This window comes from Clostridium sp. K13, from assembly GCF_019734195.1.
Classification (GTDB): domain Bacteria; phylum Bacillota; class Clostridia; order Clostridiales; family Clostridiaceae; genus Clostridium.
This window is the reverse complement of the sequence record NZ_JAASHM010000004.1, coordinates 104,726-126,289: the sequence shown is the minus strand read 5'-3', so window position 1 is coordinate 126,289 and position 21,564 is coordinate 104,726. Positions and strand designations below refer to the sequence as shown.

The following is a 21,564-nucleotide window of genomic DNA, read 5'->3' as shown; positions in this document are numbered from 1 at the left end:
AAGCACAAAGAGGAATAATAGTATGTATAAACCTATTAAGTAAATGAGTTGTGAAAAAATAGCAAATGAAGTATATTAGATGTATATAGATAGTAAAGGAGTAAAAGACTATGGAAAAAAAGTTAGCATTAGAATTAGTAGATTTTTTATATGATAGCCCAAGTGCTTGTCATGGGGTAAAAGCAACACAAAAAATATTAGATGAAAATGGATTCGTTGAAATAAAAGAAACTGATAAATGGAATTTACAAGCTAAAGGTAAATATTATGTTATAAAAAATGATTCAGCATTAATTGCTTTTGAAGTTGGTACTGGAGATATAGAAGAAAAAGGATTTAGACTTATAGGAGCTCATACTGATGTTCCAGGGTTTAGAATTAAACCAAATCCACAAATGATTTCAGAAGGAAAATATGTTAAGTTAAACACTGAAGTTTATGGTGGACCAATACTTCATACTTGGTATGATAGACCATTATCAATAGCTGGTAAGGTATCATTAAAAGGTTCATCACCATTAAAGCCAGAAACAAGATTAGTTAATATAAATAAACCATTATTAATAATTCCAAGCTTAGCAATTCATATGAATAGAGAAGTTAATGAAGGCTATAAAATAAACAGACAAGTAGATACACTTCCTTTATTAGGCCTTATTAATGATAAGTTAGAAAAAGAAGATTACTTAATGAATATTATTTCAGAAGAGCTTCAAGTTAATAAAGAAGATATATTAAACTTTGAATTAGGTTTATATGAATATGAAAGAGGATCATTAATTGGAATGAATGAAGAACTTATTTCTTCAGGCAGATTTGATGATTTATGGATGGTATTCTCAGGAATTAAGGCTTTAGTTGATAGTAGAGAGAATGAAGCAACTAAGGTTATGATTTGTATAGATAATGAAGAAATCGGAAGCTTAACTGCTGAAGGTGCTAATTCAACATTATTAAATAACATATTAGAAAGAATAGCTTTAGGATTAGGTAAGGATAGAGAAGGATATTATAGAACATTAGCTAATTCTATAATGATTTCTGCTGATTTAGCTCATGCTGTTCATCCAAACTTAGGAGATAAGCATGATCCAACTAACAGACCTGTACTTGAAGGTGGTCCTGTATTAAAGATTGCTGCTTCTGGAAGCTATAGCACTGATAGCTTTAATGGTGCTGTATTTGCAGGTGTATGTGAGGCTGCAGGTGTACCATTCCAAAAGTTTGTTAACAGATCAGATGTTAGAGGTGGAACTACAATAGGTCCTGTAACAGCTGCAAACTTAACTATTCCTGTTATTGATATGGGAGCTCCAGTACTTGGAATGCACTCTATCAGGGAATTAGCAAGTGTTAAGGATAACTATTATACAGTTAAAGCATTTACTGAATTCTTTAGTCTTTAATTAGTACTTTATATTTAATATAAAAGTTAAATTTTTAGATAATGATGATATATTTAGTTAAAACTATAATTAAATATATCATCATTTTTTATTTAGTAAGATTTTATTTGAATTTTATAGATAGGTTTTTATAATATACTTAATCAGTATTATCAGTTTTGTCTTGAGGAATTGTATCATTATCAACTGAAATTAATATTCCAGCGGATGATACTTCAAATTTAGTATTGGGATCAAGTAATTTTCTACATTGAGAAACTTTTGTAGCAAGGGGAAGCTTATTTGGAGATATATCTGTATAATTGCTAGTTACTAAAGTAGATATATCGGTATTAGCTTCATCAGTATCAAGTTTATGACTTACAGCTTCATAAGCAGTAATAACACTTTTAGCTTCATTTAAAACTGTAACCTTTTTAGCTTCAGTAATATAATTTGAAAACTTAGGTACAAAAGCAGCAGATAAAATAGCAATGATAGCTAAAACAGCAACAAGTTCAATTAAAGTAAATCCTTTTTTCCTTTTCTTCTTTGATTTTAAAAATAATTTATTAATTTTCATATTGATCAAATATTTCATTGTTCAACTCCTTATTAAAATTTTTTTTATTTCATGAAATAATTCTTTAGGAGTATCACCGATAAATAAATCAGATATTCAAAAAAAGATAAAAAAAATTACAAAATTCATATTTTTGTAAAAAGTTATAAAAAAATATGAATAAATTAACCTAAAAAAGGATAAAACAATAATAGAGATAACAAATAATAAATAATAAATAATTTATTGTTTATAAATTTTAAGCTTAATATGAATATGATATGTTTGTTGTACTCGATGTTGGCTTTAAAGTTTATACGTTATCTCTTTTAGGATTTTGATCTATTTCTTTCAAAATACATAGTATACAGAGTTATTTTTATAAAATAACAGCGATATTAATTTTTGAAGGATGCTTATTTATATTTAAGAAAAGCTTTATAAGGGCACATGATGGTTCGAGATAGTATTTTAATATTAACTGTGATTAATATTAAGCATAACTTCGGATATTTCTATTTAGACATACTGCAATAAGAATGATAAAGAAATTTATCAGGAGATGACTAAAGTTATGTATAATACGCTTGTCAACAAGTCATAGAGGATAAGGGACTATCTTTAATATAAATACAGTAATTTAAGTTTATAGTTTTAATGATATTTATATTGTTAAAAAGTAAAGCTTAAAGAAAATAGATTCAAAATCCTTTAATTTTTTTAAATAAAAATAAGTAGTGAAAGGCTATTATATATAGCTTCTCACTACTTATTTATTTTAAGTGTATGCAAACGCTAATTTATAAGAATAAAGGCTTAGCTATTAAGCCTGATTCATAAGCATAGATTATAGCTTGAGTTCTATCCTTAACATTTATCTTTATAAATATATTACTAATATGTTTCTTAACAGTATTTTCACTTATATTAAGATTTTTAGAAATTTCAAAATTACTTAAACCATTAGATAATTGAGATAAAATCTCTAATTCTCTTCTAGTTAATGGGCTTCCTAAACTGCCTTTACCAGTAATAGTTGCAGCAGGCTCATCTTCTACTAATCTATATAATAATTCTCTATCGTAGAATTTAGTTCCAGTAGATATTTTATGAAGAGCATAATTTATATCCTCTTGGGCAAATGTTCCTAGCATATAGCCATCGATATTTAATTTAGATACTTTAAAGAACATGTCTTTACTTTCATTAAAATCAACAATTAATAATTTAAGTTTAGAATAGTTATCTTTAATAGATAAAATATTGTCTATTATTCTTAAGTCCTCTCTAAATAAAGTAATAATTAAAACTGTATCTTCTGAATCGTTTACTAAATTATTATCAGGATTGTCCAATGTTTTAAAACAATCATCAATAGAAGTAAAAGAGGTGATGCTTTGATACTTCTCTTTTAATATTGATTTAATTCCCTCATGAATAACTTGATATTTACATAGTATAGAAACTTTCATTGTAATCACCCTTTTCAAACTTCATATAATCTATATTAAAATTATAATAGTAAAAAATATAAAAGTCTATTAAAAATTACATTAAATGCCAAAGTTTATTCTACAGAAGTATTAATAAATAGTATAAGTAGTAATACTTAAAGGTAATTACAAAGTAGTAATACTTAAAAATGACAATTAAAATAAATAATAAAAATTTAGAGTTAAAATAATAAAAGATAGTAATCGCAATTAATTTTAAGAATAAGATGCAAAAAAAGTTTACGACTAAAAGTGCTAAATAAAAACAAAATGTAACAAAAGCGTATTGAGGTTTTTAATAAAAATAATATGTAATGTATATTAAAAGCTATAGAAAATGTTTACGGTGGGTAAAAATTAATACTTAAGTATTAGTAAATAATAGAACTAAAGAATTATTAAAAGATTATACATAGTGTTAATTAAAGTACTACTGAATTGTATGAGAAGTGGTATAGAACCAATAGATTATTTACTGGAAAAACATGCAAATATATAATTTAAATGATAATAAATGGTAAATATGTAGTAGGGTGTTAAGCTTGGTAGTAATAAGTAGTATACATATTTAACAAAAATTATAAGGGGGAAATAATTGTGCAGGATTTATCAATAATGAACCTAAGTAGAAGAAATAAAAACATAATATTACTACTAATTGACGTATCAATAATAATATTATCATATTTTGTATCAATTATACTAAGTAACAATATAGATAATATAGTTTTAAACTTAAGTATAACATTACCTATTGCAGTAGTTACTTATATATCATTTTTAAAACTATGTAGGATGTATAGCTGCATTTGGGTTAATGCAGGTTCATATGAGCTTATGCAGTCTATAGTTGCATCAGGATCAGGATGTATAGTAAGTACAATATTAATGTCAATTATACCGAATACAGTTTTAGCATTAACTAATGTTATTGCAGGTATATTAATAATGGTTTGCGTTACAGGGGTAAGGCTATCTCTAAGAATAGTTACTAGATTTATAACGTATTCTATGGCAGATAGAACCAATGGAAAATACAATGTTTTAATTATAGGAGCTGGTGATTGCGCGTCGTCAATTATAAGTGAAATAAGAAAAGAAAAAAGTGAACAATACAATATTATAGGAATTATAGATGATAATAAATCAAAATTAAATAGCTTTCTAAACGGAGTAAAAATATTAGGAAGTAGGGAAAACATAAAAGAAATAGTAGAAAAAGAAAAGATAGATCAAATATTATTTGCAATAGCAAAGATAGATGGTGAAGAAAAAACAAATATCTTAGATATATGCAATAGTACAAAAGCAAAGGTTAAGGTTATTCCAGGATATTATCAGCTGTTAGAAGAAGGTATATCAATTAATAAAATGAGAGATGTAGATTTAAGAGATTTAATTGGTAGAGAAGAAGTTAAGTTAGATAAGTCAGGAATAGAAAAATATATAAATGATAAGGTTGTTTTAGTAACTGGAGGCGGTGGCTCAATAGGATCAGAACTATGCAGACAAATAGCAAGATTTAATCCAAAGTTACTTTTAATACTAGATATATATGAAAATAATGCATATGATCTTCAAAATGAATTAAATTATAAAGTTCCACAATTAAATAAGAAGGTAATAATTGCGTCAGTAAGAGATAAATCAAGAATAAATCAAATAATAAGTGCATATAAACCCAATATAATTTTTCATGCTGCAGCTCATAAACATGTACCATTAATGGAAGATAATCCATCAGAGGCAATAAAAAATAATGTAATGGGAACATTAAATATGGCTCAGATTGCTAGTCAATATAAGGTAGAAAAGTTTGTTTTAATTTCAACAGATAAGGCAGTAAATCCTACTAATGTAATGGGGGCAACTAAGAGGCTTTGTGAAATGATAGTTCAAGCTGTTAACAATGAAAGAGGAAATAAAACAGAGTTTGTTGCAGTTAGATTTGGTAATGTATTAGGAAGTAATGGTTCAGTAATTCCATTGTTTAAGAAGCAAATTAAAAATGGAGGACCTGTAACTTTAACACATAAAGATATAACTAGGTATTTCATGTTAATTCCAGAGGCAGCACAACTTGTACTTCAAGCTGGTGCATATGCAAAGGGTGGAGAAATATTTGTATTAGATATGGGAAAACCAGTTAAAATTTATGATTTAGCAGAAAATTTAATTAGACTTTCAGGATATACCCCAGATAAAGATATAAAAGTAGAAATAACAGGACTTAGACCTGGGGAAAAACTATATGAAGAGCTATTAATGAATAATGACAACTTAAGCAAAACAGCACACAATAAAATATTTATAGACAAGCCAGAAACTATATCACTAAATAAAATAATAAAACAAATAGATGATTTAGTCTTTGTTGCAAAGCTAGGTAATAAAAACATGTTAAAAGATAAGTTGAAAGAAATAGTTCCAACATATAATTCACCAGATGTATATAACAATAAAAAGATATTAGAGGAAGCAGCAGTTACTGCAGGGGGGATAAAGTAATGGAAGCATTAAAGACTAAGGTAAATAAAAGAATATACTTAGCATCACCACATATGGGAGCTTTAGAAAAAATCTTTGTAAATGAAGCTTTTGACACAAATTGGGTAGCACCACTTGGACCTAATGTAAATAACTTTGAAAAAGAAGTTGCTGAATATGTAGGGGCAAAGCATGCATCAGCATTAGTTTCAGGAACTTCAGCAATACATTTAGCAATTAAGCTATTAGGAATAAAACCTGGAGATATAGTCCTTTGTTCATCATTAACTTTTGCAGCAACTTGCAATCCTATTATATATGAAGGAGCAGAGCCAGTATTTATAGATGCAGAGTATAAAAGCTTAAATATGTCTCCAGTAGCTTTAAGAAATGCATTTGAAGCTTATTCAAAAAAGGGGAAATTACCAAAGGCAGTAATAGTAGTTCACCTTTATGGACAATCATCTGATATGGATAAAATAATGGCTATATGTAATGAATACAATGTACCAGTAATAGAGGATGCAGCGGAATCTCTTGGTGCAACTTATAAGGGAAAACAAACAGGAACAATAGGAAAATACGGAATATATTCATTTAATGGAAATAAGATAATAACTACATCAGGTGGAGGAATGCTTGTTTCAGATGATGAAGAGGGAATAAAAAAATCAAGATTCTGGGCAACTCAAGCTAGAGATAATGCAAGATATTATCAACATACAGAGCTTGGATACAATTATAGAATGAGTAATATAGTTGCAGGAATAGGTAGAGGACAAATAAGAGTACTAGATGAAAGAATAGAAAAAAAGAAATATATATATGAAAAATATAAGGAAGCTTTTAATGATATTCCTGATATAGAAATGGCTAATGTATGTGAATATGGTGAACCAAATTATTGGTTAAGCATTGGAATATTAAGTAATGAATCAAAGGTTAAACCACTTGATATTATTTTAGCTTTAGAAGAAGAAAATATTGAGTCAAGACATATATGGAAACCAATGCATATGCAACCTTTCTATGAAAAATATGATTTCTTTAAGGCTGATAATACTGAAAAAGATAGTGTTTCAGAAGATATTTTTGAAAGAGGAATTTGCTTACCTTCTGATACTAAGATGACTGATGAAGAGATAGAAAGAGTTATTAGAATTATTAGGGGGATTTTTAAATAGATATAGTTTTTAGGTATGGGGTTAAGGACTATAAGTTATAAGGGAATGGGGAAATATAAATGCTTGTTAAAAGATTATTAGATCTTATTATATCGTCGGCGGTATTAATTGTTTTATCACCACTAATGTTAGTTATTTATGTATTAATATTAATAAATCTTGGTGGGCCAGCTTTCTTTGTTCAAGAAAGAGTTGGTAAAGATAATAAAGTCTTTAAAATGATTAAGTTTAGAACAATGAAAGATTCAAGGGATAAAGATGGGAACCTACTTAGTGATAATGAAAGAGTAACTAAGTTTGGAAGCTTTTTAAGAAGCTTTAGTTTAGATGAATTACCGGAGCTTATAAATATTATAAAAGGTGATATGAGCTTAGTGGGGCCAAGAGCTTTATTAGTTCAGTATCTTGAATGTTACAATGATGAACAAATTAGAAGACATGATGTTCTTCCAGGTCTTACTGGATGGGCACAAATAAATGGAAGAAACTCAATTACTTGGAGTGAAAAGTTTAAGCTTGATGTTTGGTATGTAGATAATTGGTCACTTTGGCTTGATATTAAGATTTTCTTTTTAACTTTTTGGAAAGTAGTTAAAAGGGAAGGAATAAATCAAAGTGAGACTGTTACTATGGAATACTTCAATGGAAGTAATTAGAAAATGGTAAATAGTATGTTAGAAAATTAAGATGTTAAATAGTTTATATAGATAAAAGATAAAATGGGAGATTACTTTACTAATTATGAACAGAGGACAGGAGGATGAAGATGGAAGAAAAATTAATTAATTTTGAGTTTGAAGAAGTGTGGTATTTGTTTAAAAAAAGATTCTGGATAATTATTGTTATTACAGCAATTACAACTACTTTAGCAGTATTAAAGGTAGCAAATTTACAGCCAAGCTATAGTGCAAATGCTAAGGTGTTTATGGGAAATAGCAATGATATGCTTGATATTTATTCACAAGAGGAATTAAGTTATTATTCACAGTTTATAACTATATTTAGTGAAATATCAAGAATAGATGGTTTTTTAGATGATACCTTAAAGAAACATAAAATTGATAAAACGTCTCTTGAAGTTGCTTCAGCATTAAGTTTTTCATCTTCAGAAAATACTCCAATAGTTAATATAACTTATTCAAGTTATACAGATAAGCAAATGGCAGAAACTTTAGATGCAGTATGCGATGAGTTATTAAATAAGGTTAAGGAAATAATGCCAGGAACAAATCCTAATATATTAAGTGAAGCTAGAGTAACTACTATATATCCAAATAAAAGGAAGCTTCCTATTATAGCATTTGCAGCAGGAATAATTTTATCAATTGGATTAATTTTAGTTTTAGATTATTTAGATAATAGAATAGTTTCTAAGAAGCAATTAGAAAAAATAATACCAGTACCTGTATTAGGAAGTATACCTGTAGTAGAAAAAGAATTCAGAAAGGAGAATAAAAATGTTTGTAACAAAGGAGATGCCGAGGTCACTGTCAGCGGAAGCCTATAGAAGCTTAAGAACTAGTATAAAGTTTTCTTCTATAGATAAACCAATAAAGACCATAGTAGTAACAAGCTCTATAATGGGTGAAGGAAAATCAACTGTTGTAGGAAATTTAGCACATGTTTTCAATCAAGATGGAGCAAGAGTTTTAGTAATTGATTGTGATCTTAGAAAGCCTGCTATGCATTACAACTTTTTTATATCAAATAGAGAAGGCATAACAGATGTGTTAATTGGAAATACAGACTTAAAGAGTGTTATTAAAAAGATTGATAATTCACTATTTTTAATAACAGCAGGAACAATTCCTCCTAATCCATCAGAAATATTAGGGTCAAAATCAATGCAAGATTTAATAAATGAGTTATCTATTAACTTTGATTATATAATTCTTGATACACCACCAATACTTCCAGTGAGTGATGCTTTACTTTTAGCATCAAAGGCAGATGCAACCTTAATTGTTGTTAAGGCTAGAAAAACTAAAGAAAATATGATTAAGCAAACTTATGATCAGCTTATTGATGTTAGAGCTAATGTTATAGGTACAGTTCTAAATGAGTGTGATAAGTCTTTAGATAATAAATATTACGGATATTATGATGAGGTTAAAAGTAGTAAAAAGGGTAAAAGATTTAAGAAGAAATAGATAGATGTGGAGATTAGTGATGAAAGATATAGTGATAATAGGTGCAGGTGGATTTGCTAGGGAAGTTGCATGGTTAATAGAAGATATTAATAAAATAAGTAATCAATGGAATTTACTAGGTTTTATAGATGAAAACATTCAGAATCATGGAGAAATTATAAATGGATATAAAGTATTAGGTGGATTTGAATTTTTAGAAGATAAAGATGATATATACTATGTATGCGCTATAGGAAAGTCTATGATAAGAGAAAGAATAGTTAAAGAAAAGTGTGAAAAATTAGAAATAAAAGCAGCAACATTAATTCATCCATCAGTAATAATGTCTAAGAATCATAATACTATTGGCGAGGGTAGTATAATATGTGCAGCAAATATATTAACTGTAAACATAAAAATAGGAAAACATTCTATAATTAACTTGGATTGTACAATCGGTCATGATACTAGAATAGGGGATTTTACAACTGTTTATCCAAATTGTAATATTTCAGGTAATTGTATTGTTGGTAAATGTACGGAAATAGGTACAGGAACACAAGTAATTCAAGGTAAAACAATTGGTAATAATTGTATTTTAGGAGCTGGATCAGTTGTTATTAATGATATTAATGATAAATGTGTAGTTGTTGGAGTACCTGCAAAAGTAATAAAAGTTAATGAGGTATAATATATGAAAAAAATATTGTATATAACAACATTAAGTAGGACTATAAATGCATTTTTAATACCTCATATTGAGATGCTTTTAGATAATGGATATCAGGTAGATTGTGCATGTGCTAATGATCAAAATATTAATAAAATATTATTAAATAAAGGGGTAAGGATATTTGGTATCCCATTTTCAAGAAGTCCATTAAAAGTTAATAACTTAAAAGCTTTTATGAGGTTAAGAGAAATTCAAAAAATAAATAATTATGATATTGTTCATGTTCATACACCAATAGCAGCTATTTACGGAAGATTATTAAAACTAAGTTATCCTAATTTAAAAACAATATATACTGCTCATGGATATCATTTCTTAAAAGGCGGTTCTAAGTTAGCTTGGTTAGTATATTATCCAATAGAAAAAATTATGGCAAAGTTAACTGATGTAATTATTAATATAAATAAAGAAGATTATGAAATAACTAAGGAAAAGCTTAAACCTAGAATTTCTTATTTACTTAATGGAGTTGGGCTTGATTTAAGTAAATATAAAAAATTAAGTAATGATGAAATTTTAGAGAAAAAGAAAGAGCTTGGAATAACAGATAATGATTTTATAGTTTTAATGATTGCAGAACTTAATAAAAATAAAAATCATATACAGTTAATTAACGCTATTGATACATTGAAAAAGCAATATTCTAATATAAAGGTTTTTTGTATTGGTGATGGAGATATGAGAGAAGATTTAGAACAACAGATAATTTCAAGAAATTTACAAAATAATATATTTATGTTAGGATATAGACAGGATGTAAATAAATTAATAAATATATCAGATATTGGTATATTGATGTCTTATAGAGAAGGATTACCTCGAAATATTATGGAGTTTATGGCTTCTGGTAGGAAAGTAATTGCAACAAATATTAGGGGTTGTAGGGATCTTATTTGTAATGAAACTGTAGGAACTTTAGTTAATGTTGGTGATTATGAAGAAACAGCTAAAGCTATAGAAAAGTATTACCTTTCAAGGGATAGAGAATTCAATGTATCTAATGAGATTAAAAAATATGATATTGAAAGTGTAAATAGTGAATTGCTTAAGATTTATGAAAGTATTGAACTTGAAATTAATTATGAGAAGGGAATGTCCTCTTATGTTAGTAATAGAGTTAATTGATAAGGAGTGCGAAAAACTATTATGAATAAGGTATTGCATGTATTACCAATGAATAAAATGAGTGGTGCAGAAAGAATGGCATTATTATTATGTAAAAATCTTAAGAATTACGAACCTATAGTTGTTTGTGGTGGAGAAGAGCTTTCTAATGTATTTAAAGAAAATCAAATAAATAGTTACAATATAAAATTTTCAAATAAAAAAATATTAGCTAATGCATTTGAGTTAAGTAAAATTATAAAAAGTGAAAAAGTTAAAATTGTACATGCACATGATAATACTGCATCTTTAATTTCATATCTTGCAAAGAGACTTTTCAAAGCGGATGTGAAGATAGTGTCTCATATTCATAATTGTTATCCATTTTTAAAAGGTAATGGAGTTAATAAGAGAATAGATAAGTATTTAAGAAATAAATATGATTTTAATATTACATGTGGAAAGATTGTAACAGATTTTTATAAGAAAAATACAGACTATTTTAAAGAAAATAAGAACTTAACATTATCTAATGCAATGGATATAAAATATATAACTAATGTTGATGAAAATGATGTAGAGAAAGTAGTAACAAAATATAAAATACCTTCTAATAAAAAGGTATTAGGTTTTGTAGGAAGATTAGATGAGCAAAAGGGAATTATTCCTTTTATAAATGAGTTGTCAAAACATAAGGAAAAGTTTGATGATGCAATAATTCTTTTAGTTGGTAACGGTTCTCAAGAGGATGAAATAAAAGCTTTAATTAAAAAATTAAACTTAGAAGATTTATTTATTTTAACTGGATTTCAAGAAAATATAAAAAGTTTTTATCCAATTATAGATATTTTCTTTTTACCATCATTATATGAAGGTTTGCCTATGGTATTGCTAGAAGCAATGGCGTTTAAAAAGCCTATCGTTAGTATGAATGTAGGTAGTATAAGCGAGGTTATTAATAATGATACTGGGATTTTAGTTAATTCAGAAGATTACGATAAATTTATTAATGAACTTATAAGACTAAAAAATAATGAAAACTTATCAACAGAATTAGGTGAAAGTGCTTTTAACTTTATAGAGAGTAATTTTAATATTCAGTCTTATGTTAATAAAATTGAAAGTAGATATTTAAAAATAGAACAAGCAATATAAGGAGAATAGCATGATTGATAGTAAGCCAACTTGTATTTTAAGAGTATCACAAGTTCCATTACATTTATATCAAATAATAGCTGGATTTATGATTTTAGGTAAAAAAGGGATTATAGATTTAAAGTTAGAGGAATCAAGGGTTTCATTACCTTATAATATGGTGGAATTAGAGATAGATAATAAGTTTAAGGTATTATATGACGTTAATGATGGATACGATAATTTGGTAGAATGTGGGGAAAGTTATATTGAATTTATGGACTCAATACTAAATAAATACGATATTTGTTTTAAAAGGAGCTATAGTGAAAAATATAATGTGAATTTGCTCAATGGATATAAGATTAATCCTTTGGGATTAAATTATATGACTACTATAAAAGGAAATATGGCTCATAAAGCATACAAAAGTGACCCTAAAAATGAAAAAATAAAGAAATTTATAAGAAGAGTACCTTTTTCTCAATATTATAATAATAAATATTTAATAGAAAATTTTGAGAACAAACCTAAATTAAATAATGAGCCTAAAATACTATTCTTTGCAAGATTATGGGATCCAAATGGAGTGGAATTAAGCAAATTGCCAAGGGAAAAAATTGAGGAAAGAATTGAAATAAATAAAGTAAGAGTAGAATGTATAAAGGCTTGCCAGAAAGAGTTTGGAAGGTATTTCAATGGAGGTATAACTCCAAGTAATTATTCAAATGAAAATTATAAAGAGATAGTAGTTAATAATAAAAAAATTACTAATAGAGATGGATATTTAAATCTGATGAAAGAAAGCGATATATGTATAGCAACAACAGGCTTACATGATTCTATTGGGTGGAAATTTGGTGAATATGTTGCTGCATCAAAGGCTATAGTATCAGAGAAATTACAATATGAATTACCTGGAAATTTCAAAAAAAATAAAAATTATTTAGAATTCAATAATGTTGATCAATGTATTAATAATATATATTCATTATTAAATAATAAAAATAAGAGATATGAAATGATGAAAAATAATCATATTTACTATATGAATTATGTTAAGCCAGATAAACTTGTATTTAATTCTTTAAAAATTTGTTTTGAGAAATTAAACGATTAAAATAGTGAGAGGATTTATTTATGAAGAAATTAACTGTATTTACACCTACATATAATAGAGCATATGTATTAAATAAATGTTATGAAAGTTTAAAAAATCAGACAGTTAAAGATTTTGTATGGTTAATAATTGATGATGGTTCTACTGATAATACTAAAGAGTTAGTAAGTAGTTGGATTAAAGAAAATAAAATTGAGATTAGATATAAATATCAAAAGAATCAAGGAATGCATGGAGCACATAATACAGCTTATAAATTAATTGATACAGAACTTAATACATGTATAGATTCTGATGATTATATGCCTAACGATGCAGTGGAAAAGATATTAATTTTTTGGGATAAGTATGGCTCGGATAATATAGCTGGAATTGCAGCATTAGATGCCTATGAAAATGGACAAGTTATAGGTGATAAATTTCCAGAAACACTTAAGACTTCTACTTTATTTGATATTCATTATAAGCATAAGTTAAAAGGAGATAAAAAGCTTATTTATAGAAGTGAATTAACAAGGGAATATCCTTATCCAATATTTGAAGGTGAAAAATATGTTAGCTTAAGTTATAAGTATACGATGATTGATAGAAAGTATGAACTTGCCTTAATGAATGAAGTAGTTTGTATAGTTGAGTATATGGAAGATGGATCTTCTATGAATATGCTTAAGCAATATAGAAGAAATCCAAAGGGATTTGCTTTTTTGAGAATTCATAATTTGAATAATCCAAAGGCAAAACCATTATTTAAGTTTAAGGAATGTATCCATTATGTTTCTAGTAATTTAATAAGTAAAAATAAGAATTTTATAAAGGAGAGCCCAAGCAAAATAAATACTATTTTAGCTGTTCCTTTAGGTTTTGTTTTATATAAATATATTATGAAAAAAACATCATAAGATAAGAGCAGAAAAAGAGGTGAAATAATGGGAGCATTTTATTTTGCATTAGTATCTACATATATGTCAGGTTATATCAGTAGAATATCAAAGGATAAAAAAATATTATCAATTTTTTATGCATTTTTAATATTTCTTATACTGTTTTTAATTTCAGCTTTTAGAAATGATATAGGAGATACTTTTCAATATAAACATAGTTACTCATTACTAAATAATTATAAATTTAGTACAGAAGGGGATTGGGGATTCTCATTATTTCAATATTGGTTATATACAATAAATACTGATCCACAATTTTTATTAGTTATGACCTCATTAATAACAGTAGGTTTTAATGTTTTTAATTTATATCATTATTGTAGCTGTTTAGAGTTAGAAATATATATGTATATAACATCAGGATATTTTACTACAACAATGAATGGTATAAGACAAAGTATGTTAGCTTCAGTAGTATTTACATTTACAAGAGTAATAGAAAAAGGAAATACAAAGTTATTTATTTTGTTAGTTATTTTAGCTTCTCCATTTCATCAGTCAGTTTTGATATTAATACCGGTTTATTTCATAGTAAAATCAGAGGCATGGTCTAAAACTACACTTACTGTAATTATAGTAAGTTCAATTGGATTTATGGGATTTTCAACATTATTTCCAGCATTAATGGGTGCTTTAGAAGATACTAATTATGGATATTATGCTGATCATTCTGATATGGGGGGATCAAGCTTTATGAGAGTAATAGTTAATGCTGTACCTGTAGTATTAGCCTTCTTAAAGAGAGAAGAATTAAAGGAAAAATGGCCAAAGAGTAATATATTTGTGAATATGGCTCTAATAAATTTAATATTTGTAACTTTTGGTATGTATAATTGGATATTTAATAGATTTACAATATATTTTCAATTATATAACTTTGTTTTAATTCCATATATTATAAAAAATTGTTTTCATGGAAAAGAAAAGAGATTATTATATTTTGGATTTATGTTGTGTTATTTTATTTTCTTTTATTATGAACAAGTAATAGGATATGATATGCAATATAAAAGTAAATATTTAGATATTAATAAAATTTTATATGATGGTACTCAGTGAGGTGAATAATAAAGGTGAACAACAATAAAATACCTAAAATAATACATTATTGTTGGTTTGGAGGAAAAGAAAAACCAATAATAGTTAAAAAATGTATAGATTCATGGAAAAAAAATCTTAGTGATTATGAATTAATAGAATGGAATGAAAATACTTTTGATATAAATAGCAATAGATTTGTAAAAGAAGCTTATGATAAGGGAAAATTTGCATTTGTAAGTGATTACGTTAGAGTATATGCACTTTATAATTATGGAGGAATATATTTAGACACAGATGTTGAAGTAAAAAAAAGTTTTAATAATTTATTAAATAATGATTCAATATGGGGATTTGAAGAAAAAAATTTTATAGCAACTAGTACAATTGGTGCATGTAAGGGAAATAAATTAATAAAACAATTTTTAGATTCATATAACGGTAAAAGGTTTGTAAAAGAAGATGGAACCATAGATACATTAACAAATGTTGCGGTAGTAAGTAAACTAGTTAAGTCATTAGGTATTAAATTAGATGGAAGATATCAAAAAATAGAAGGTATAGCAACATTTTATCCACAAGATTATTTTTCACCATATGATTATATAAACTGTTATATGAAAGATAGTAGCAATACTTATGCAATACATCATTATTATAAGAGCTGGTTGCCAATGAGTACTAGAATAAAAACTTCAATGAAAAAAGTAATATCAACTGTTATTGGAGGACAAAGTTTAGCTAAGATTAGAGAAATAGCAAATAAAAGTTAGGGATAGAGATATGAATAAAATATTTAGTGTATTAAAAAATGAGTGTAAAACAAGAGGATTTTATCATGCTTTGGTAATGTATTTTTCAAATTTTATTTCAGTATTAAGAGGATTAAGATATAAAATTTTTTATTTTAAGAATATAAAAAGTTCTATATTCTTTATTCAGAGCAGAAGTAAAATGGATATATTTAGTAAAAACTGCAAAATAATAATAAAGTCATTTGTTTTTATTAGAAGAAATACAACCATAAGAATTGATTATAGTGGAAAGTTAATTATAGGAGATAAGGTTTTTATTAATGATAATTGCAGTATAAATTGTATAGATAGAATTGAAATTGGAGAATACACAAAGATTGGACCAGGAGTTTCTATAAATGATAATGATCATAATTTTAGAAAAACTGGCAATGGAAGAATGTTAACTGGACAAGTTATTATAGGAAAAAATGTTTGGATTGGTGCTAATTCAGTTATTTTAAGAAACACGGTAATTGGTGATAATGCTGTTATTGCAGCAGGAAGTATTGTAAAGGGAGATATTCCAGCTAATACGGTATTTGTAGATAAGAGAGAAAAGAGTTTGATTCAATATAAGTAGTAAAAGAGGTAAAAATTTATGAAAGACGTGTTAATTGCATCCTTTGATATGGAGATAGGCGGAGTAGAAAGAAGTCTAATAAGTATGTTAGACAGTTTTGATTATGATAATAATAATGTTGACTTAATGTTATATAGTCATACTGGGGATTTTATGAATTTAATTAATAAAAAGGCTAATTTATTAAGTGAAAATAAAAAATATTCTACCTTTAGAAAGTCAATAGGACAGACATTTAAAGAAGGACAATTAACTTTAGGAATTACTAGATTACTTGCAAGACAAAATTGCAATAAGGTTTCTAAAAGATTAGGATTAAATGAAAGTTCATATGTTCAAATGCAATTAATGTGGAAATATGCAATTAAATTTTTACCTAAATTAAGTAAGAATTACGATATTGCCATAAGTTATCTCTGGCCACATTACTTTGTAGCAGAAAAGGTTAATGCTAAAGTAAAGGTTGCATGGATACATACAGATTATTCTAAACTTGAAACTGATATAGATATAGATTTAGAAATGTGGGATAAATATGATTATATATTTGCCGTATCTGAAGAATGTAAAAACTCTTTTTTAAGTAAATATCCCAGTTTGTTGAATAAATTGAAAGTTCTTGAAAATATAACGGCAGTAGATTTTATTAATAAGATGGCTAATGAGAAAATAAGTGATTTTAATAGTGAAAATAATAACTTTAATTTATTGTCTGTAGCCAGATTCTCACCAGCTAAAGGAATAGATAATGCTGTAAAAGCATTGAAGTTATTACATGATAAGGGTTTAACTAATATTAAATGGAATGTAGTTGGATATGGTGGGGATGAGGATAATATAAAAAAACTAATAAAAGATAATAATTTAGAAAATAGTTTTATTTTATTAGGAAAGAAAACAAATCCATACCCCTATATGAAGAAATGTGATTTATATGTACAACCTTCTAGATATGAAGGAAAAGCAGTTACAGTTACTGAAGCCCAAATATTAAATAAACCTGTATTAATAACAAATTATCCAACAGCTAAAAGTCAAGTTAAGAATGGATATGATGGATTAATTTGTGAATTAAGTGTTGAGGGAATAGCAAAGGGAATAGAAGATTTATTTAATAATAAAAATAAATTAAAAATACTAGAAGACAATTGTAAAAGTAGTGATTATTCTAACAGTTTTGAATTAGAAAAATTATATAGTTTATATAGATAATGAGGAAGCATTTATGAGTGTAAAGGTATCAGTTATTATTCCAGTTTATAATTGTGAAAAATATATTGGGGAATGTATAGAAAGTTTAATTAATCAAACTTTAAGAGAATGTGAATTTATTTTTGTTAATGATGGATCAAGTGATAAAAGTAAAGAGATAATTGAAGAATATGCTAAAAATGATAATAGGATTAAGCTTATAAATCAAAAAAATAGTGGAGTAAGCGTTGCAAGAAATACTGGATTAAAAAATGCAGTGGGAGAATATATAGGGTTTGTTGATGGTGATGATTATGTAGAGCTTGATTATTATGAAAAATTATATAATACAGCAAAATCAAATTTATGTGAAATAGTAATATGTAATTGGAAATCTGAAGTAAACGGTAATGAAAATAAGTTAAATCTACCATTTGAAAGAAATAAGATTTTAGATAAAAGATATATAGAAGAGAAAATATATCCATTTTTTATAAAAGAAGATAGTTTAAATTCAGTATGCAATAAGATATTTAATAATAATTTAATAAAAAAGAATAACATTATGTTTCCAGTAGGGGTAGATCTAGGAGAAGATGGAGCTTTTAATGTGGCGGCAACTACATATGCAGATAAGGCTTATTATTTAGATTCATGTGGATATTATTATAGGGAAGTTGAAGGAAGCGCAACTAGAAATGTAATAAAAAAGGATTATTTTAAAAGAGCTTTAAGTGTATATAAGAACAAGCCAAAAGAGTATGAGAAATGGCCAATTAAGGAAGAAGAAATAGAAAAACTAAAAGCAATAAAGTTTTTAAATACAGTAATTGCTTTAACATATATTTATTTTGTTCCTAATGATAGCAATAAGTTAAAGGATAGATATAGATATATAAAAAATATGATAAATAATCAAGAGGTTTGTAAGGCTATAAATAAGTATTATAACGAAATAAGTTATAACAAGGGAAGATATGAAAAGAAAATAATTGATAATATAAAAAAAAGAAATACTTTTGGTATTTATGCATTAACTTTATACAGTAGATTAAGAAATGGGTAATGGAGGATTTTATAATGAAAATAATGATGTTTGCACATAATGGAAGTTTAAATAGAGGATGTGAAGCAATAGTTAGGTCAAGTAGTAAAATAATTAAGGATTCTATAAATAATTCATATATTGAATTAGCATCAGGAAGACCAGAAACAGATAAGATTATTAATAATGTAGATTATTTTTTTGATGCATCGCCGATAGAGCTTAATCCTTCTTTTTCAGATAAGGTAAGAATGTTTATGGAATTAAAATTCAAGAAAAAAGAAGATTTTGCACTTACAGAAATGTATAAGAAAATTGTGAATAAAATTGATGATGTAGATGTATGTCTTTCAATAGGTGGAGATAATTATTGTTATGGAGAACAGGATTGGTTATATGTAATAGATAAAAATATTAAAAAGAAGGGTAAAAAATTAGTTCTCTGGGGATGTTCTATTGGTGAGGAAGACATGTCAGAAAGAAAACTAGAAGATTTAAAAACATTTGATTTAATTTTAGCAAGAGAAACTTTAACATATGAAGCTTTAACTTCAAATGGATTAAATAATGTGAGACTAGTTGCAGATCCAGCATTTACAATGGTTAAAGAGGAATTACCATTACCAAAGGGGTGGAAGCAAGGTGATACAGTAGGGTTAAATTTCAGTCCTTTAGTGTTAGAAAGAAATCCTAAAGCTATGGAAGCTACTATAAATTTAATTAAATATATATTAAAAACTACAGAATCAGTAATAGCATTAACACCACATGTTATAGATAAAGGAAATGACGATTCAGAGCTTTTAAAGAAGTTATATGATCAGTTTAAAAATACTAATAGAGTTATTTTATTACCTAATAATTTAACTGCAATTCAATATAAGGGATATATTGCAAGAATGAGATTTTTTATAGGAGCTAGAACTCATGCTACTATAGCAGCTTACTCAACTTGTGTTCCAACAATGGTACTAGGATATAGTATTAAATCAAGAGGAATTGCTAAGGACCTATTTGGAGAAGAAAAGCTTGTTTTAGGAATTAATGATATATCTAATACTGAAAAGTTAACTAAAGGTTTTGATGAATTATTAAGAGATGAGGAGTCAATAAAAGCAACACTAAAGAATAGAATTCCAGAAATTAAGAACATGTCTTATAAGAGTGCAGAATATTTAAAAGCGTTAGTAGGTTGGTAGGAGTTACTATGAAAAAAGATATTTTATTTATTATTCCAAGTCTAGCTGCTGGTGGTGGAGAAAAGAGTTTAATCAACTTATTAACACAATTTGATTTTAATCAGTATAATGTAGACTTGTTTTTATTAAATCATGGTGGATTATTTATGGACTTTATTCCTAAAGAGGTTAATGTACTTGATATAACAGAAAATGTTCAGATATTTAACAAAGGCTTAAAAGATTCTATAGTGAGGTATTTAGTTAAAGGAAAGTTTAGATTGGCCTGTAGTAGATTAATGTTTTGTATAAAAAATAGAATTAATAAAAATATTGGAATTGCAGAGCAATATTCTTGGAGGTATTTAAAGAAAGCTATAGGAATAATAGATAAAAAATATGATGTCGCAATTGGATATTTAGAAAAAACATCTAATTATATATGTGTTGATTGTGTACAGGCTGATAAAAAAATAGGTTGGATCCATAATGATTATAGAAAATTAAACCTTGATAAAAGTTTTGATGTTAAGTATTTTAAAAAGTTGAATTACTTAGTTACTGTTTCAGAAGAGTGTGAAAAAGTTCTTAAGGAAGAATTCCCTGAGGAAAGTGATAAGATTAAATTAATTTTTAATATTGTTTCTAAAAAAGCAATTGAAAATCTAGCTAATGAAGCAATTGAAGAAGATTTAATGAATAAGGATAAGATAAATATTCTTTCAATAGGTAGGTTACATCAACAAAAGGGATTTGATATTGCTATAGATGCATGCAAGATATTAGTGAACAAAGGATATAATATCTGTTGGTATGTCATAGGAGAAGGCCAAGAAAGAAAAAAATTAGAAGAGTTAATCCATAAAAATGATTTAAAAGATAATTTTAGATTATTAGGCTTAAAAAGCAACCCATATAAATATCTAAATGCTTGTGATATATATGTTCAGCCATCAAGGTATGAAGGAAAATCAGTTGCAATTGATGAAGCTAAGATATTATGTAAACCAATAGTGGTTACAAACTTTTCAACTGTTTATGATCAAATAGAAAATAATAAAACTGGAATAATAACTGAAATGAATTCTATAGCAGTAAGCATAGGGATTGAGAGTATTATAAATAACACGAAGATGAAAGAAAAGATATTATATAATTTAAAGAAATTAGAATTAGGAAATGAAAAAGAAGTGATAAAATTATATGAACTACTTAAAGATAGCTTAAATTAAGGTAGATATTTTATTAATAAAAATATTATAAATAATTCAACAAAGTGCTATTGAGATAAATCAATTAATTAATTGTTGAGAATTTATATAGTATATCAAAAGAATTAGAGAGATTAATAACTAGTAATAAATAATAGATAAATTTGTACAAATATTAAGAAAATAGGACAAGAATGTAATAAATCAAATGGGTGAGATTTATGAAATACTTTAGAAAGGACGTAAATATAA

20 protein-coding genes are annotated in these 21,564 nt (G+C 26.4%); 18 read left to right on the top strand and 2 right to left on the bottom strand.

Annotated features, from left to right (window positions below):
- Positions 1-110 precede the first annotated feature (110 nt).
- Complete coding sequence (locus HCG76_RS04485; protein WP_221698781.1) at positions 111-1,406, top strand: M18 family aminopeptidase; 1,296 nt, start codon at positions 111-113, stop codon at positions 1,404-1,406.
- 139 nt (positions 1,407-1,545) lie between these two features.
- On the opposite strand, the gene HCG76_RS04480 is transcribed toward HCG76_RS04485, so the two are convergent.
- Positions 1,546-1,986, bottom strand: a complete 441-nt coding sequence (locus HCG76_RS04480) for a type II secretion system protein (protein ID WP_260458009.1) — start codon at positions 1,984-1,986, stop codon at positions 1,546-1,548.
- 761 nt (positions 1,987-2,747) lie between these two features.
- Positions 2,748-3,419 carry a helix-turn-helix transcriptional regulator gene (locus tag HCG76_RS04475; protein ID WP_221698782.1) on the bottom strand — a complete coding sequence of 224 codons (672 nt, stop codon included), beginning with the start codon at positions 3,417-3,419 and terminating at the stop codon, positions 2,748-2,750.
- Between the two features lie 636 nt (positions 3,420-4,055).
- Between HCG76_RS04475 and HCG76_RS04470 the strand changes: the two genes are divergently transcribed.
- The 17 genes from HCG76_RS04470 (at position 4,056) to HCG76_RS04390 (ending at position 21,333) form a co-directional block, all read left to right on the top strand.
- Complete coding sequence (locus HCG76_RS04470) at positions 4,056-5,948, top strand: polysaccharide biosynthesis protein (protein ID WP_221698887.1); 1,893 nt, start codon at positions 4,056-4,058, stop codon at positions 5,946-5,948.
- Positions 5,948-7,111, top strand: coding sequence for a DegT/DnrJ/EryC1/StrS family aminotransferase (locus HCG76_RS04465; protein WP_221698783.1), 1,164 nt, complete (start codon positions 5,948-5,950; stop codon positions 7,109-7,111). Before HCG76_RS04470 ends, HCG76_RS04465 begins: the two co-directional genes overlap by 1 nt.
- Before the next feature lie 59 nt (positions 7,112-7,170).
- On the top strand, positions 7,171-7,767 hold the full coding sequence (locus tag HCG76_RS04460) for a sugar transferase (RefSeq protein ID WP_221698784.1): 597 nt from the start codon (positions 7,171-7,173) through the stop codon (positions 7,765-7,767).
- 110 nt (positions 7,768-7,877) lie between these two features.
- Positions 7,878-8,618: a YveK family protein gene (locus tag HCG76_RS04455; RefSeq protein ID WP_221698785.1), complete on the top strand. Its 741-nt coding sequence runs from the start codon at positions 7,878-7,880 to the stop codon at positions 8,616-8,618.
- A complete protein-coding gene (locus HCG76_RS04450; protein ID WP_221698786.1) occupies positions 8,569-9,261 on the top strand; it encodes a CpsD/CapB family tyrosine-protein kinase in 693 nt (230 codons plus the stop codon). Before HCG76_RS04455 ends, HCG76_RS04450 begins: the two co-directional genes overlap by 50 nt.
- Before the next feature lie 19 nt (positions 9,262-9,280).
- On the top strand, positions 9,281-9,931 hold the full coding sequence (locus tag HCG76_RS04445) for an acetyltransferase (RefSeq protein WP_221698787.1): 651 nt from the start codon (positions 9,281-9,283) through the stop codon (positions 9,929-9,931).
- A 3-nt stretch (positions 9,932-9,934) separates the two neighbouring features.
- Positions 9,935-11,098 carry a glycosyltransferase family 4 protein gene (locus tag HCG76_RS04440; protein ID WP_221698788.1) on the top strand — a complete coding sequence of 388 codons (1,164 nt, stop codon included), beginning with the start codon at positions 9,935-9,937 and terminating at the stop codon, positions 11,096-11,098.
- Positions 11,099-11,119: 21 nt separating this feature from the next.
- A complete protein-coding gene (locus HCG76_RS04435; RefSeq protein WP_221698789.1) occupies positions 11,120-12,232 on the top strand; it encodes a glycosyltransferase in 1,113 nt (370 codons plus the stop codon).
- 10 nt (positions 12,233-12,242) lie between these two features.
- Positions 12,243-13,331 carry a hypothetical protein gene (locus HCG76_RS04430; protein ID WP_221698790.1) on the top strand — a complete coding sequence of 363 codons (1,089 nt, stop codon included), beginning with the start codon at positions 12,243-12,245 and terminating at the stop codon, positions 13,329-13,331.
- A 20-nt stretch (positions 13,332-13,351) separates the two neighbouring features.
- The gene (locus HCG76_RS04425; protein WP_221698791.1) at positions 13,352-14,230 is read left to right on the top strand and encodes a glycosyltransferase family 2 protein; all 879 of its coding nucleotides are present in this window, start codon (positions 13,352-13,354) and stop codon (positions 14,228-14,230) included.
- Positions 14,231-14,257: 27 nt separating this feature from the next.
- Positions 14,258-15,331: an EpsG family protein gene (locus HCG76_RS04420; RefSeq protein ID WP_221698792.1), complete on the top strand. Its 1,074-nt coding sequence runs from the start codon at positions 14,258-14,260 to the stop codon at positions 15,329-15,331.
- Positions 15,332-15,345: 14 nt separating this feature from the next.
- The gene (locus HCG76_RS04415) at positions 15,346-16,083 is read left to right on the top strand and encodes a glycosyltransferase family 32 protein (protein WP_221698793.1); all 738 of its coding nucleotides are present in this window, start codon (positions 15,346-15,348) and stop codon (positions 16,081-16,083) included.
- A 10-nt stretch (positions 16,084-16,093) separates the two neighbouring features.
- A complete protein-coding gene (locus tag HCG76_RS04410; RefSeq protein WP_221698794.1) occupies positions 16,094-16,687 on the top strand; it encodes an acyltransferase in 594 nt (197 codons plus the stop codon).
- Positions 16,688-16,705: 18 nt separating this feature from the next.
- Positions 16,706-17,899, top strand: coding sequence for a glycosyltransferase (locus tag HCG76_RS04405; protein WP_221698795.1), 1,194 nt, complete (start codon positions 16,706-16,708; stop codon positions 17,897-17,899).
- 13 nt (positions 17,900-17,912) lie between these two features.
- Positions 17,913-18,944 carry a glycosyltransferase family 2 protein gene (locus HCG76_RS04400; RefSeq protein ID WP_221698796.1) on the top strand — a complete coding sequence of 344 codons (1,032 nt, stop codon included), beginning with the start codon at positions 17,913-17,915 and terminating at the stop codon, positions 18,942-18,944.
- 14 nt (positions 18,945-18,958) lie between these two features.
- Complete coding sequence (locus HCG76_RS04395; RefSeq protein WP_221698797.1) at positions 18,959-20,122, top strand: polysaccharide pyruvyl transferase family protein; 1,164 nt, start codon at positions 18,959-18,961, stop codon at positions 20,120-20,122.
- Between the two features lie 8 nt (positions 20,123-20,130).
- Positions 20,131-21,333, top strand: coding sequence for a glycosyltransferase (locus HCG76_RS04390; protein WP_221698798.1), 1,203 nt, complete (start codon positions 20,131-20,133; stop codon positions 21,331-21,333).
- The last annotated feature ends 231 nt before the right edge of the window (positions 21,334-21,564 follow it).

Coding starts and splice junctions, on each gene's coding strand:
- HCG76_RS04480 (WP_260458009.1), bottom strand. CDS start 1,986: ATGAAATATTTGATCAATATGAAAATTAATAAATTATTTTTAAAATCA.
- HCG76_RS04445 (WP_221698787.1), top strand. CDS start 9,281: ATGAAAGATATAGTGATAATAGGTGCAGGTGGATTTGCTAGGGAAGTT.
- HCG76_RS04450 (WP_221698786.1), top strand. CDS start 8,569: ATGTTTGTAACAAAGGAGATGCCGAGGTCACTGTCAGCGGAAGCCTAT.
- HCG76_RS04420 (WP_221698792.1), top strand. CDS start 14,258: ATGGGAGCATTTTATTTTGCATTAGTATCTACATATATGTCAGGTTAT.
- HCG76_RS04460 (WP_221698784.1), top strand. CDS start 7,171: ATGCTTGTTAAAAGATTATTAGATCTTATTATATCGTCGGCGGTATTA.
- HCG76_RS04465 (WP_221698783.1), top strand. CDS start 5,948: ATGGAAGCATTAAAGACTAAGGTAAATAAAAGAATATACTTAGCATCA.
- HCG76_RS04410 (WP_221698794.1), top strand. CDS start 16,094: ATGAATAAAATATTTAGTGTATTAAAAAATGAGTGTAAAACAAGAGGA.
- HCG76_RS04455 (WP_221698785.1), top strand. CDS start 7,878: ATGGAAGAAAAATTAATTAATTTTGAGTTTGAAGAAGTGTGGTATTTG.
- HCG76_RS04405 (WP_221698795.1), top strand. CDS start 16,706: ATGAAAGACGTGTTAATTGCATCCTTTGATATGGAGATAGGCGGAGTA.
- HCG76_RS04425 (WP_221698791.1), top strand. CDS start 13,352: ATGAAGAAATTAACTGTATTTACACCTACATATAATAGAGCATATGTA.
- HCG76_RS04400 (WP_221698796.1), top strand. CDS start 17,913: ATGAGTGTAAAGGTATCAGTTATTATTCCAGTTTATAATTGTGAAAAA.
- HCG76_RS04395 (WP_221698797.1), top strand. CDS start 18,959: ATGAAAATAATGATGTTTGCACATAATGGAAGTTTAAATAGAGGATGT.
- HCG76_RS04435 (WP_221698789.1), top strand. CDS start 11,120: ATGAATAAGGTATTGCATGTATTACCAATGAATAAAATGAGTGGTGCA.
- HCG76_RS04430 (WP_221698790.1), top strand. CDS start 12,243: ATGATTGATAGTAAGCCAACTTGTATTTTAAGAGTATCACAAGTTCCA.
- HCG76_RS04470 (WP_221698887.1), top strand. CDS start 4,056: ATGAACCTAAGTAGAAGAAATAAAAACATAATATTACTACTAATTGAC.
- HCG76_RS04440 (WP_221698788.1), top strand. CDS start 9,935: ATGAAAAAAATATTGTATATAACAACATTAAGTAGGACTATAAATGCA.
- HCG76_RS04475 (WP_221698782.1), bottom strand. CDS start 3,419: ATGAAAGTTTCTATACTATGTAAATATCAAGTTATTCATGAGGGAATT.
- HCG76_RS04390 (WP_221698798.1), top strand. CDS start 20,131: ATGAAAAAAGATATTTTATTTATTATTCCAAGTCTAGCTGCTGGTGGT.
- HCG76_RS04485 (WP_221698781.1), top strand. CDS start 111: ATGGAAAAAAAGTTAGCATTAGAATTAGTAGATTTTTTATATGATAGC.